Below are 13,082 nucleotides of genomic sequence, written 5' to 3' on the forward strand. Positions count from 1 at the left end.
GATGTTGGGCGCGGCGCACGCACCGGAGGTCTACGTCTATATCAGGACGGTCATGAGCATGGTGATCGGCCTTTCGCTCGCCCAGCTCCTGACGCGGCTCGCCGGCTTCGTGCAGGCCCCTGGCAAGAACAAGATCTACTTCGTCCACATCGGCTGGGTGCTGTCGATGTTCCTGTTCATCATCCATTTCTGGTGGTGGGAGTATCGGCTGCAGTCCGTCGCGCAGATCAATTTCGGCGTCTACCTTTTCCTGATCTGCTTCTGCTGTCTTTTCTATTTCCTCTGCGTTCTGCTAAATCCGCCATCCGTCGAGGACTATGGCGGCTTCGAGGAGTATTTCATTTCTCGCCGCGGCTGGTTCTTCGGTCTCCTGGCCGTCACTTATGCCGTCGATCTGATGGACACCTGGCTGAAAGGCGAGGCATATTTCTATTCTCTCGGCTGGGAATATCCGACGCGCAACGTCGTCTACATCATCCTCTGCATCATCGCCGCGATCACAGCCAACCGACGGTTCCAGGCGGCATTCGTCATCGTCGGGCTGATCTACCAGATCACGTGGATCTTCCGCCTTTACGATGTACTTCCCGGATAATGATCAAATACTGTCCGACCTTAAAACGGCTGCCATTTCGATACTCTACAATCCTTGACCAAGACATCGCCATATTGTTCAGATCGATTGCCGTCGGAGACGCAGGGGAGACGCAGCCTTGAAATTAAAGAGCTATGCATTGGGATTGGCGCTTGCTCTTTCATTGCCTTGGCTCGCTCATGCGGAAGATCCGACACCGGGTCCGGCCAACACCACCATTGATCTGAAATACTGGGTGGAATTCGCAAATCAGGGTAACGCCGCGGCGCAATACGGTCTCGGCTATCGCTACGCCAACGGCCAGGGCGTGGAGCGCGACGATGCTCAGGCGGTGGAATGGTATGAGAAGGCAGCCGCCCAGGGCAATGCTCAGGCCCAATACGCCCTCGCCTACATGTATTCGAACGGCCGCGGCATAGACCCCGACCAGAAACAGGCCAACGACTGGTATCTGAAAGCCGCGCAACACGGCAACGCCGATGCCCAATATGCCCTGGGCTACTCCCTCGCGAATGGCCGCGGCATGGATTTCGACAAAATACAGGCCGTCAATTGGTATCAGAAAGCTGCAGCCCAGGGCCACGCACAGGCGGAATATGCCCTCGGCTACATGTATGCCAACGGTATCGGCGTTCGTCAGGATTACGCCATCGCCCTTGGTTGGTATCGCAAATCAGCCGACCAGGGCCGCACTGATGCTCAATATGCGCTCGGCTATATGTACGATACCGGCCAGGGCGTGGCGGAAGATCAGGCCGCTGCTGTTGACTGGTACAGAAAAGCCGCCGCTCAGGGATACGCGCAGGGCCAATATGCGCTGGGCTACGCCTATGCCAATGGCAGGGGCGTCGAAAGGAGCGAGGCTGAGGCCTATTCCTGGTATCGGAAAGCTGCCGAAAAGGGCCGCCCCGACGCGCAATATGCCATTGGCTACAGCCTTGCGAACGGACTAGGCGTCGCAAGGGATTACCGGCAGGCGTTGGAATGGTATCGCAAATCAGCCGACCAGGGACGATCTGATGCGCAATATGCGCTCGGCTATCTCTATGCCAACGGCCAGGGCGTCAAGGTCGATGAGCCCAGCGCCGTGAAATGGTATCGCAAGTCGGCCGATCAGGGCGATGCGCAAGGCGAATACGCCCTCGCCTACATGTATGCCAGCGGCCGCGGCGTCGCGAGGGATTACCGCAAGGCCTTCGAATTCTATGAGAAATCGGCAGCGCAAGGCCACGCGGATGCACAATACGCCCTTGGCTATGTCTATGAAAATGGCCAGGGCACCGCGCCGGACAAGGCTGCCGCCGCCAGCTGGTATCGCAAGGCCGCCGACCAGGACAACTCGCAGGGGCAATACGCGCTCGCTTCGCTCTACTATCACGGCGATGGCGTCGCCAAAGATTATGGCCAGGCGGCCGATCTGTTTCGCAAGGCGGCGGAACAAGGTGATGCCCGCGCCGAATATAGTCTTGGATATCTGTATTATAACGGCTACGGAGTGCCCAAGGACGCAGCAATCGCAGCCGACTGGTTCAACAAGGCTGCAGCAAAGGGACTGCCGGAGGCCCAACACGGCCTCAGCTATATGGAAGCCAATGGGGACGGTCCGATCAGGGATCTCGGGCCTTTGGGCGAAGGACGTGCCGCTGGCAAGGACACCGGCTCGACGCCGGGCTGGATCGCCCTTCGTCTACTGATGGCGCTTCTGCCGTGACGACTGCGAAATTATATATTGATAACCTAACGGACACCGACTGAGGGGTAGATCGTGAATTGGAAGAAGGGGGCCGTGGGATTGCTCTTCGCGCTGGCATCCGCAGGCGCGGCACACGCCGATGTCGGACGCAACAGCTATGATCGCGGAGATTTCAAATCGGCACCCGACTATTTGCGCCCCTTGGCAAACAAGGGTGATGTCGAGGCGCAGCTGAAGCTCGGCCAGATGTACGAGCAGGGTGACGGTGTCGAGAAGAACCTCGAGCAGGCACTCCGCTGGTATCGGAAAGCCGCCGAGCAAGGCAGCGCAGAAGCACAGTTTAACCTCGGCACCATGTACGACCAGGGCGAAGGCATCGCCATCGACAAGGGCGCGGCCATCCAATGGTACAAGAAGGCCGCAGCGCAGGGGCACGCAAACGCACAATACAATCTCGGCGTGATGTATGACACAGGCGAAGGCGTTGCCTCGGACAAGGCACAGGCCTTCATCTGGTACCGCAAGGCCGCCGAACAGGGCGATGCGGACGCCCAATACAATGTCGGTGTCATGTTCGACCAGGGCGACGGCACCGGCAAGGACAAGAGCCAGGCCGTCATCTGGTATTTGAAGGCTGCCGGCCAGGGCAAGGTCGAGGCACAATACAATCTCGGCATCATGTATCGCGATGGCGAAGGTGTCGGCAAGGATGGCCCACAGGCCCTCTCCTGGTTCCGCAAGGCGGCCGATCAGGGGGATGCGGATGCCGAATACAATATCGGTGCCATGTATGCCGATGGCGACGGAATAAAGCAGGACGATGCAGAGGCGATCATCTGGTTCCTGAAAGCCGCCGGGCAGAATGACGTCGAAGCCGAGTACAATCTCGGCGTCATGTTCCGCGATGGAGAAGGTGTCGCCAAGAATGCCGTTCAGGCCGTTTATTGGTTCGAGCGGGCGGCCGGGCACAGCTATGCCGACGCCGCCTATAATCTCGGCATCATGTATCGTGATGGCGACGGCGTTCCGGCCAATTCGACCAAGGCGCTTGAATGGTTTCGCAAAGCGAAGAGCCTGGGCTATCAGGGCGATACCGATGACGGACAGGACGAGCCGTCGGATGCCAAAAGCATCCCGATCTGAGATGGCCATGCGGATCGATCAATAGGCACTGTCGTTTTGTCACCAAAGCAATTCCAGGAAAAGTGCGCAGCGGCTTTCCAGCCGGAATTGCGTAGAAACAAAGAGATGGAGCGGTTCAGAGATTCCGTGAAAAGCTGAACCGCTCTAGCTTATTGTCAGCTCTTCGGCGAATCACAGCGAACCATGCTATCTGATGCAACTTCAAGTATATTGTGCTGCGCCTGGGGGCGGCAATGGGCGCTGAAAGTGGGGGAAATATGAGTTTTGCTGCCTCGGATTACCAACTGGCCTCACTGCCGCCGCGCCACTTCTGGCGTCGGCTTGCCGCCTATGCGATCGATATCATCCTTTTCCAGATCGTGTTCACGCTGCTGTTCCTCGCTTTGTCGATGGTGACGCCCTGGGATCTGACGCTGCCGTTTCTCCAGAATCAGCAGTGCAGCGAAACAACAACGGGGCCGCTTGTTCCGAAGATAGAGGCCGAATGGCCGCTGCAGAAGGGTGAAGTGAGAAGCAACCAGCTGTGCCGCATATCCTGGCTCGGCAGCAAGGGGTACGTCGTCTTCGTTTCGAAAGTCGTTTTGGAACAGGGCGCGACGACCTCCATACGTGCCTTCTCCACGCCGGTCGACAACAATGGAAATCCGGTTGATCCAAACGTAACGGCGAGGCCGACATCCAGCGTCGTCCTGCTCATCCTGCCCCTTGCTTTCGCCTATTGCTCAGCCCGCGCAAGACGAACACCGGGCAAGCGATTGCTGTCCCTGCGCGTGACGACGATTGAAGACGGCCCGATGACCCTGGGATTGGCGGCAAAGCGGGAAATATTCAAGTTTCTGCCCTTTGTGCTGGTTGCGGTCTTCAATCTGGTCAGCCTGTTTATCTTGCGGCCGTTCCAGCCTCCGATCGACCAGTTGATCCAGCAGGCCCGTGACGCCAGTATCCTCACCGCCGACGGTTTCCTCGCCCTGACGGGCGCCTTGGCGCCGATGCTGCTTGTGTTCACGCTCATCTGGTGGCTCTTTCCGTTGCTCATCTGGCGCGGCCAGACCTTCTACGACCGCTTCTGCGACACCAAGGTCGTCAAGGACTAGCGATCACGGCTGGCTCGCGAGCAGACGGGGTTGCCATGCCGGCGGAAGACATGAAAGACTGCGGCCGGCCGGGACCTGCTTTGCTTCTTCTTCTGTCGAGAGGTTAGATCGCCGTGAAACTGAGACATGCCTTACATTCCGCCTCGCTTCTACCGTCCATTCGCACGGTATTGCTGGCCGGAGCTATCGTCTTGCCACTATGCCCACTGCCGATGACCGCGACGCCGGCCGTAGCTGCGCCGGGTACCTGCTGGTCGCTGCTGCAGAGCAAATTCGGTCCGCAGATCGAGAAATCGGTGAATGAAGCCGATCCCTGCAAGAAGCTTCCGGGTATCGATCACAAGGAAAAATTCGAGGTCAAGTCGCTCGATGTCTGCGATGGCCCGACTGGCAACGTGCAGATCAACGCGCATGCCGAAATGGAATGCAAGTCGCATGGCCTGCTGAAGACGACGCTCAAGGGTCAACTCGACGCGTCCATGACGGTCGATGTCGGCGCCTGCCACATCACCGATCTGCGTCTCGGCATCAACGGGCCGATCGGCGAGCTGATATCCTCTGTCGGGGGATTGCAGGACCTTGCCCGCGGTTTTGCGCAGGCTAAGATTTCCGAGATCTGCGGCAAGTAGAGCCGGGGCCGGCAAAACGCCGGCCCCACTTAAATTGGATGCCGAGCCGGCTCAGCTTCGCACGGCAGCATCGGCCTCACCGGCACTCTTGCTGCCGAAACGGACCCCCTTCTTCTCGAAACCGAAGCCGGCGAATAGAGCCACGACGACGGCAACGATGCAGGCGACGATCAGCAGCGCAGTGGCGTAATCGCCGTTCCATTGCTTTGCCAACCCGGCCTGGATCGAGGCATTGCCCGAAGCCAGGAGATTGCCGAGCTGGTAAGCGAAGCCGGGGAATGTGCCGCGCACCTCGTCCGGCGACAATTCGTTGAGATGCACTGGCACGATACCCCATGCGCCCTGAACGAAGAGCTGCATCAGGAAAGCGCCGATCGCCAGCATCACAGGTCCCTGTCCGTAAACCCAGAGCGGTGCGACAGGAATGGCCAGAAGCGCGGCGATGACGATGGTTCGCCGCCTGCCCCAACGCTGCGACAACACGCCAAAAGTCAAACCGCCGACGATCGCACCGATATTGTAGACGATGGCGATGGCGCCAACCGTATAGGAATCATATTGCTTCTGGGTTTCCAGGAAAGTCGGATAGAGATCCTGCGTTCCGTGACTGAAGAAATTGAACGCAGTCATGAGAAGCACCGCCCATATGAAGAGAGGAATATTCTCTCGCAACACGGTGAGGAATGCTCGCTGCGGTTTCGACTGCCGCTCCACGAAGGCCGGCGATTCCTGAACGTTCCGCCTGATGTAGAGCACCAGCAGCGCCGGCACCGCACCGACGATGAACATGCCGCGCCAGCCAATGACCGGGAACAGCAGGAAGAAGACGATGGAGGCAATCAGGTAGCCGGAGGGATAGCCCGCCTGCAGGATACCCGAAACGAGACCGCGCGAGTCCTCCGGTATGGTCTCCATGACCAGCGATGCGCCGACCCCCCATTCGCCGCCCATGGCGATGCCGAAGAGAGCACGCAGGACGAGGAACATCGTCAACCCGGTCGAAAACCCGGTCAGGAATTCGAACACCGAGTAGAGCAGCACATCCACCATGAGCGTGGTGCGCCTGCCGTAGCGATCCGCTGCAAGGCCGAAGATCAATGCACCGAGCGGCCGCATGGCCAGCGTGAGGAAGATGGCGACGGCAACCGCCGGGACATCCGTATGAAACTCCTCGGCTATATGCTTGAGAACGAAAACCAATATGAAGAAATCGAAAGCATCCAGCGTCCAGCCCAGATAGGCCGCGATGACGGTGTTTCGTTGCTGGGGGGACAAGGAACGTAAGCTATCCAATGCGGTCATCATGATCCTCCGACCGGATGGCGGCGGCGAGGCGGGTAATTCCGGATGCCGTCGAAGCTGGGGGAACCCGGCACTGGCCGGGCATGTCGACGTTGCGGTTTGGTTCCTCCTTTGGCGCCAGTGAGGATTGCGCTGCGCGGATTTTGGGGTCAGCGATAACGCACCAGCCGCCTTTGAGTTGTAACACATTTGACATCTTCGAATAATGGAAAATTCCTTTAGTTTGTTTCCCTTTTGTACCCTTTGCCTCTTCACATCCGCGCATTCTCTCGCCATATTCGCCCCATGGCTAAAGCACCGAAAAAATCCCCCGCCTCGTCCGGTTTCGAAGAGGCGCCACAGGCTCCGTTTGAAGGCGCGCCGCTGAGCGGCGGCGTTGCTGATTGGGTAAAGCAGCTCGAGGCCGATGCCGAAATGTCTGGCATCGAGACGCAGCGCGAGATTGCCTCGAAGGCCGGCAAGCACCGCAAGAAAGTGGAAATCGCCGCCTCCAAATCAGGGCGCGGCACCTCGATGGGCGGATCGACCGACCCGAAAACCCGCGCCGCCGCCGGCCTCAACCCGGTGTCCGGCATGGACACATCGCTGGAAAACGCCGCCAATGCCGGCACGGCCGTGACGGCGACGGTCGAGGCGCTGTCGGCACTGATCGAAAGCGGCAATCCGCTCTTCAAGGACGGTAAGCTCTGGACGCCGCACCGCCCCGCCCGCCCGGCAAAATCCGAAGGCGGCATCCAGATTCGCATGGCCTCGGACTATGAGCCCGCCGGCGACCAGCCGACCGCCATCCGTGATCTCGTCGAAGGTCTGGACAATGGTGACCGCAGCCAGGTGCTGCTCGGCGTCACCGGCTCCGGCAAGACTTTCACCATGGCGAAGGTGATCGAGGCGACACAACGCCCCGCCGTCATCCTCGCCCCGAACAAGACCTTGGCAGCCCAGCTCTATTCCGAGTTCAAGAACTTCTTCCCGGATAACGCGGTCGAGTATTTCGTCTCCTATTACGACTACTACCAACCGGAAGCCTATGTGCCGCGCTCGGACACCTTCATCGAGAAGGAAAGCTCGATCAACGAGCAGATCGACCGCATGCGCCATTCGGCGACGCGCTCGCTGCTGGAACGTGACGACTGCATCATCGTCGCCTCGGTCTCCTGCATCTACGGTATCGGCTCGGTCGAAACCTACACGGCGATGACTTTCCAGATGAATGTCGGCGACCGGCTGGACCAGCGCCAACTCCTCGCCGACCTCGTGGCGCAGCAATACAAGCGCCGCGACATGGATTTCATCCGTGGCTCCTTCCGCGTCCGTGGCGACACGATCGAAATCTTCCCGGCCCACCTGGAAGATGCCGCCTGGCGCATCTCCATGTTCGGCGACGAGATCGACGCCATCACCGAATTCGATCCGCTGACCGGCCAGAAGACCGGCGACCTGAAATCGGTGAAGATCTACGCCAACTCGCACTATGTCACGCCGCGCCCGACGCTGAACGGCGCCATCAAGGCGATCAAGGAAGAGCTGCGAATCCGGCTCGCGGAGCTGGAGAAGGCTGGACGCCTGCTTGAGGCACAACGGCTTGAGCAACGTACGCGCTATGACGTCGAAATGCTCGAGGCTACCGGCTCCTGCGCCGGCATCGAGAACTATTCGCGTTACCTCACCGGCCGCAATCCCGGCGAACCACCGCCGACCCTGTTCGAATATATTCCCGACAACGCCCTGCTCTTCATCGACGAAAGCCACGTTTCCGTCAGCCAGATCGGCGGCATGTATCGTGGCGACTTCAGGCGCAAGGCAACGCTGGCCGAATACGGCTTCCGCCTGCCCTCCTGCATGGACAACCGGCCGCTGCGCTTCGAGGAATGGGACGCCATGCGCCCGGACACGATCGCGGTTTCGGCAACGCCAGGCAGCTGGGAAATGGAGCAATCCGGCGGCGTTTTCGCCGAACAGGTCATTCGCCCCACGGGCTTGATCGACCCGCCGGTCGAGGTCCGCTCGGCCCGCAGCCAGGTCGACGACGTGCTCGGCGAGATTCGCGAGACCGCCGCCAAGGGCTACCGCACCCTTTGCACCGTGCTGACCAAGCGCATGGCCGAGGACCTGACGGAATATCTGCACGAACAGGGCGTGCGCGTGCGCTACATGCACTCCGACATCGACACGCTGGAGCGTATTGAGATCATCCGCGACCTGCGCCTCGGCGCCTTCGACGTGCTCGTCGGTATCAACCTGCTGCGCGAAGGTCTCGACATTCCCGAATGCGCCTTCGTCGCCATTCTCGATGCCGACAAGGAAGGCTTCCTGCGTTCGGAAACCTCGCTCGTCCAAACCATCGGCCGTGCCGCTCGTAACGTCGACGGCAAGGTCATCCTCTATGCCGACACCATCACCGGCTCGATGCAGCGCGCGATGGACGAGACTAGCCGCCGCCGCGAGAAGCAGATGGCCTACAATCTTGAACACGGCATTACGCCGGAATCGGTGAAGGCGAAGATTTCCGACATTCTCGACAGCGTCTACGAGCGGGATCATGTGCGCGCCGATATCGGCGGCGTCTCGGGCAAGGGCTTTGCGGATGGTGGCCATCTCGTCGGCAACAATCTGCAGGCCCATCTCAACGCGCTGGAAAAAGCCATGCGCGATGCCGCGGCAGACCTGGACTTCGAAAAGGCCGCGCGTCTGCGCGACGAGATCAAGCGCCTCAAGGCCGCGGAACTGGCCGTCATGGACGATCCGATGGCGCGAGAAGAGGCGAAGAGCATCGAGGGTGGCAAGAGTGGCCGCCCCAAGCCTTCGAAAGCCAGCGCCTCAAACGGCGCATCTCAGGATGAAGGCTCAGCCTCGAGCAGCTATTTCGCCAAGCCGAGCCTTGATGAAATGGGGCCAGGCAGTGATGCCGGCACTCCACTCTTCCGAAAGAACACGCTCGACGAGATGACCGTTGGCCGCACCGAAAAGCCGGTCATCGGCAAGGTGCCGGACAAGCCGGTCATCCGTGCGAAACCCGGCGTTGGTTCCTATGAAGATCCGGTGGACGAGAAGCAACGCAAGGGACGCACGAAGGGCAAGACCGGACGGCCAGGACGATAAGCCAGCTCCAGCGGAAGCCCCTGGCTCCGTTGCCGTCTCATGGGAGGTGACAAGAGGCCGAAGTATCCGTCCATGCCTTGCGGACGCTAATTTCGCTTCTACATGCCGTTATCTGAGGAGGTACCAACGAGAGGATGACAGGCGCGCTGCCGCATCGCCTCTCTTTGGGCAAGTCACAGCAACCAGGGGAGAGACCGATGTCAGAGCCTTTCGTCGTCCGCCGTGAGACCCATGTCTCGGCGCCGCCCGCTGCCGTATTCGCACTGCTGACCGACCCGGAAAAGATTCTCCGCTGGATGGGCACGGAAGCGCAGGTCGAGCCGAAGCCCGGCGGCCTCTATCTCGTCAACGTCACCGGTGCCCGCTTCGCGCGCGGCTCGTTTCGCGAAGTCGTACCCGTTCATCGCCTTGCCTATAGTTTCGGCTGGGATGGCAGCGAAGTGGTTCCGCCCGAATCCAGCCTGGTCGAGATCGATCTGCTCGAGGAGCCGCCGAACGGAACGCTGCTGCGCCTCACCCATACCGGCCTGCCCTCGGTCGAGCAATGTGAAGGCCACGCCAGGGGTTGGGCGCATTACATCGATCGCCTTGCCGCAGTCGCGGCCGGACGGGACCCCGGCCCGGACCACTGGCACGGGGAAGACGGACAGCGCGGGCAGCCGGCGAAATAAGGTGCGGAAACTATCGGACAAGCCGATGAGGGTTGAGGTCTGATCTTCGAACCATTGTCGCTCGCATATCGCACCCTCACAAAGCGATCCCGGTTTAGAGGCACCAGATGACAGCCTGCAACCGCCATGGCATGATCACAATATGGATTTGCCCGCCCCCCTTGCCTGGCTGATCGATGAAGCCGGCTCCTCGCCCAGCCCCGAACGCTTTCTGGCCGATCTCGGTCGCCAATTGCTGACCGCCGGGCTGCCGCTTGCCGGCGGCGCGCTGACACTGGCCGTGCCGCATCCGATCATCACGGAACGCACCTGGCTGTGGCGAGCCGAGACAGGCATCGTCATCGAGGCCCTAGGCTTTGCCGGCGCTTCGCTTGGCCAGGCCGGGCGTGATTGGCTGGCCGAGCTTGGCCCGACCTGGGAAGAGGCGATTGGCCTTGCGTCCGACAGTCCCATGCTCGGCTGGGCGGGGACGGGAGCTTTCGATCCCTCGGTGACAGACAGCCTACACCAGGTCGCACGTTTTGCGGCCGCTCCCCTTGCAAGCCTTGCCGCCCGCGCGACGCTCTCGGCCTTGCTCGAGGCCTATCTCGGACGGAGGAGTGCCGCCCGCGTACAGGCCGGCGCGCTGCGTCGAGGCACGGGCGAAACCATCCGCGCCGCCCTGCTCTGCGCCGACCTCAGGGATTTCACCGCCCTTTCCGAGGCAACGGAACCGGCCGTGATGATCGCTGCCCTCGACGCCTGGTTCGACCGCGTCGCCGGCGCCGTGCACGCGTTCGGCGGCGAAGTGCTGAAATTCATGGGCGACGGCGTACTGGCAATCTTCCCGGTCACCGGCACCCCGATAGAGGCCTGCGATGCGGCCTTGCGCGCCGCCACCGCCATTCGCGCCGGCATGGCCCATCTCGACGCAACCCGCCTGACGCAGGGCCTGCCACCGCTCCCCTTCGGCGCTGCCCTGCATTTCGGCGATATGCTCTGGGGCAATATCGGCGCCGCCGACCGCCTGGACTTCACCGCCATCGGCCCCACCGTCAATCTCGTCAGCCGGCTCGAAGGCCTGTGCAAACTGCTTGGCCGCAGCGTGCTCATCTCGGGCGCGGTTGCGGCGGAGACGAGTGTGGCGCTGATTCCTTTGGGAGAGCATCAATTGCGGGGAATTGTGGAGCCTTGCGCGGTGTTTACTTTGGTGGAACGATGAGATCTGCAGGTGTACTAAACGGAGGGAATGTCGCTGATGTAAGAGCACACTCGGGAAGGTAAATGCAGCCTCAACAAGTAGCCGCGCGTAACCTCCTACAAGGGATTCCGTCGTCGACCCGGAGCTTAAGACTCAGATCCAACCCGCAAAACAGATATTAACGCAATTTATCGCAGTGAGACTATATGCGCAGTGACGAAGAAATCGAATTAAAACCCCGTGATCTGTGTGGATGCGGATCCGGTTTACTTTACAAAGACTGTCACAAAAAGACAAAGAAACGGTTCTTCAGGGCGGGTGGTGGGGACATCATCTGGAAGGTTCCCATGCCAAAGGAACTAGTCGACAGTATTGAAGACAGTAGGCGGCGCTTCAAAGATGTATTTGGTCGATCACCGACAAGCAAAGATCCAGTTTTTTGGGAAAGAATTTATCTCAACGAGCATAACACTGTTCGCTTAATGGCAAAAAGTATGCGTGAATCTGGAATTCCGGAAGAGCTTATATTTGCTTATCAGAAGACCGGTCAGATGGTGATGGAAAAGGCAGGCGTCTATTCCAATATTGAGAAGCAAGAATTTAGTGATGCAGCAGAAGAATTCCTCAAACTCTCAGAGGAGGGCGTTGATCCGTTCTATCAATTCACATATTTATCAGCGACAGAGTACGAAAGCTTCAAAAGGCTTAGAATATTGATAAAAGAGCTTGCGATTGTTTGCGACATATCGCTTGAGTATACATTAAATAGAATAAAAATAAACTCACACTTAGATGAAAAAATATACATAATCGCAAGCTTTAAATCTGTTTCTCGCTCCATGGAATTCATTGCACGAACAATAAACGACGAATACAATGATGAATGTTTAATCGTCGCAAGAGCTTTAATCGAACATTATCTTAAAATAAAAAATATAAGAATAAAAAAATAGATATAAAATCGATATTCTATGGGATTATGGCTTCAGCCGGAGCTGTTCCTTATGCAAAACGTCAGAATGGCAAGATAGATTTCAAGAAAGCAATTGATGAATCTGGAAATTCTGTAAATATAGGATACTCATATAGTGAATTAGCAAAGAACACCGGACAGGATGAAGATATATTCATTTATGATTATATTTACAAATTCCTCTCCAATTTTGTGCATCGCGATGCCTCTGAAGCTATTATGAGGTCATTTTCAAACTCCGACTTACGACGACTTTCCGCGGAGGCCGACGATGACGAGGTACTAGGTACATATCTTTGTGCTGTCATTATAGTTATCTATGTTTCTGAGTCTCTCTGTAATGAATGGCTAGCCAAACAAACTCTTAAAGATATATCGCGGAAGCTACTCCAAATTAACGAGTGCATCGAAAATCTGGAAGAAAATGATATGATTGCAGCCTTAGGGCTATAAGGGCTCAAGCGCTCCACCCGACGAAAAGTATCGTGCTTTCGACCGAAAGAGCTGATTGATAACCATCATTTTCTCGGAAAGTGTATCGGCGGCTTGCCATTGTGCCACTCAGCCAGCCGAAGCAGCGGTTTTTTCAACCCCTTGAAATCCCCACCCGTTTCCCACCCATCTCCCACCCTACCCTAATATTGCCCCTTGCCTTTTTCACAAAATCCTGTCAACCATGTGCATGCTCGGGCATTTACATGCC

The 13,082-nt window shown here is 58.3% G+C and carries 11 protein-coding genes; 10 read left to right on the plus strand and 1 reads right to left on the minus strand.

Annotated elements, in window-relative coordinates; genetic code table 11:
- Position 1 precedes the first annotated feature (1 nt).
- The 5 genes from ACQZ6F_RS07300 to ACQZ6F_RS07320 all read left to right on the plus strand — a co-directional run bounded on the left by ACQZ6F_RS07300 (position 2) and on the right by ACQZ6F_RS07320 (position 5,154).
- Entirely contained in the window at positions 2-595 is a 594-nt protein-coding gene (locus tag ACQZ6F_RS07300; RefSeq protein WP_068387531.1) for a hypothetical protein, read from the plus strand.
- Positions 596-713: 118 nt separating this feature from the next.
- Entirely contained in the window at positions 714-2,306 is a 1,593-nt protein-coding gene (locus ACQZ6F_RS07305; protein WP_449092272.1) for an SEL1-like repeat protein, read from the plus strand.
- A gap of 54 nt (positions 2,307-2,360) precedes the next feature.
- Positions 2,361-3,431 carry an SEL1-like repeat protein gene (locus ACQZ6F_RS07310; protein WP_449092271.1) on the plus strand — a complete coding sequence of 357 codons (1,071 nt, stop codon included), beginning with the start codon at positions 2,361-2,363 and terminating at the stop codon, positions 3,429-3,431.
- Between the two features lie 257 nt (positions 3,432-3,688).
- Positions 3,689-4,525 carry an RDD family protein gene (locus ACQZ6F_RS07315; protein WP_449092270.1) on the plus strand — a complete coding sequence of 279 codons (837 nt, stop codon included), beginning with the start codon at positions 3,689-3,691 and terminating at the stop codon, positions 4,523-4,525.
- A gap of 113 nt (positions 4,526-4,638) precedes the next feature.
- A complete protein-coding gene (locus ACQZ6F_RS07320) occupies positions 4,639-5,154 on the plus strand; it encodes a hypothetical protein (RefSeq protein WP_136687124.1) in 516 nt (171 codons plus the stop codon).
- Between the two features lie 51 nt (positions 5,155-5,205).
- On the opposite strand, the gene ACQZ6F_RS07325 is transcribed toward ACQZ6F_RS07320, so the two are convergent.
- Positions 5,206-6,456, minus strand: a complete 1,251-nt coding sequence (locus ACQZ6F_RS07325; protein WP_068388044.1) for an MFS transporter — start codon at positions 6,454-6,456, stop codon at positions 5,206-5,208.
- A gap of 285 nt (positions 6,457-6,741) precedes the next feature.
- Between ACQZ6F_RS07325 and uvrB the strand changes: the two genes are divergently transcribed.
- The 5 genes from uvrB to ACQZ6F_RS07350 all read left to right on the plus strand — a co-directional run bounded on the left by uvrB (position 6,742) and on the right by ACQZ6F_RS07350 (position 12,832).
- On the plus strand, positions 6,742-9,555 hold the full coding sequence (gene uvrB, locus ACQZ6F_RS07330; protein WP_449092269.1) for an excinuclease ABC subunit UvrB: 2,814 nt from the start codon (positions 6,742-6,744) through the stop codon (positions 9,553-9,555).
- A gap of 197 nt (positions 9,556-9,752) precedes the next feature.
- Positions 9,753-10,226: an SRPBCC family protein gene (locus ACQZ6F_RS07335; protein ID WP_449092268.1), complete on the plus strand. Its 474-nt coding sequence runs from the start codon at positions 9,753-9,755 to the stop codon at positions 10,224-10,226.
- Positions 10,227-10,368: 142 nt separating this feature from the next.
- Entirely contained in the window at positions 10,369-11,427 is a 1,059-nt protein-coding gene (locus ACQZ6F_RS07340; RefSeq protein WP_449092267.1) for an adenylate/guanylate cyclase domain-containing protein, read from the plus strand.
- A gap of 185 nt (positions 11,428-11,612) precedes the next feature.
- Complete coding sequence (locus ACQZ6F_RS07345; protein WP_449092266.1) at positions 11,613-12,359, plus strand: hypothetical protein; 747 nt, start codon at positions 11,613-11,615, stop codon at positions 12,357-12,359.
- Positions 12,360-12,385: 26 nt separating this feature from the next.
- Complete coding sequence (locus ACQZ6F_RS07350; RefSeq protein WP_449092265.1) at positions 12,386-12,832, plus strand: hypothetical protein; 447 nt, start codon at positions 12,386-12,388, stop codon at positions 12,830-12,832.
- The last annotated feature ends 250 nt before the right edge of the window (positions 12,833-13,082 follow it).

This window comes from Rhizobium sp. A22-96, assembly GCF_053521805.1.

What these genes read in the sequence shown, in the direction of transcription:
- ACQZ6F_RS07300 (WP_068387531.1), top strand. Translation starts at nt 2, where the DNA reads ATGTTGGGCGCGGCGCACGCACCGGAGGTCTACGTCTATATCAGGACG.
- ACQZ6F_RS07315 (WP_449092270.1), top strand. Translation starts at nt 3,689, where the DNA reads ATGAGTTTTGCTGCCTCGGATTACCAACTGGCCTCACTGCCGCCGCGC.
- ACQZ6F_RS07325 (WP_068388044.1), bottom strand. Translation starts at nt 6,456, where the DNA reads ATGACCGCATTGGATAGCTTACGTTCCTTGTCCCCCCAGCAACGAAAC.
- uvrB (WP_449092269.1), top strand. Translation starts at nt 6,742, where the DNA reads ATGGCTAAAGCACCGAAAAAATCCCCCGCCTCGTCCGGTTTCGAAGAG.
- ACQZ6F_RS07335 (WP_449092268.1), top strand. Translation starts at nt 9,753, where the DNA reads ATGTCAGAGCCTTTCGTCGTCCGCCGTGAGACCCATGTCTCGGCGCCG.
- ACQZ6F_RS07340 (WP_449092267.1), top strand. Translation starts at nt 10,369, where the DNA reads ATGGATTTGCCCGCCCCCCTTGCCTGGCTGATCGATGAAGCCGGCTCC.
- ACQZ6F_RS07345 (WP_449092266.1), top strand. Translation starts at nt 11,613, where the DNA reads ATGCGCAGTGACGAAGAAATCGAATTAAAACCCCGTGATCTGTGTGGA.
- ACQZ6F_RS07350 (WP_449092265.1), top strand. Translation starts at nt 12,386, where the DNA reads ATGGCTTCAGCCGGAGCTGTTCCTTATGCAAAACGTCAGAATGGCAAG.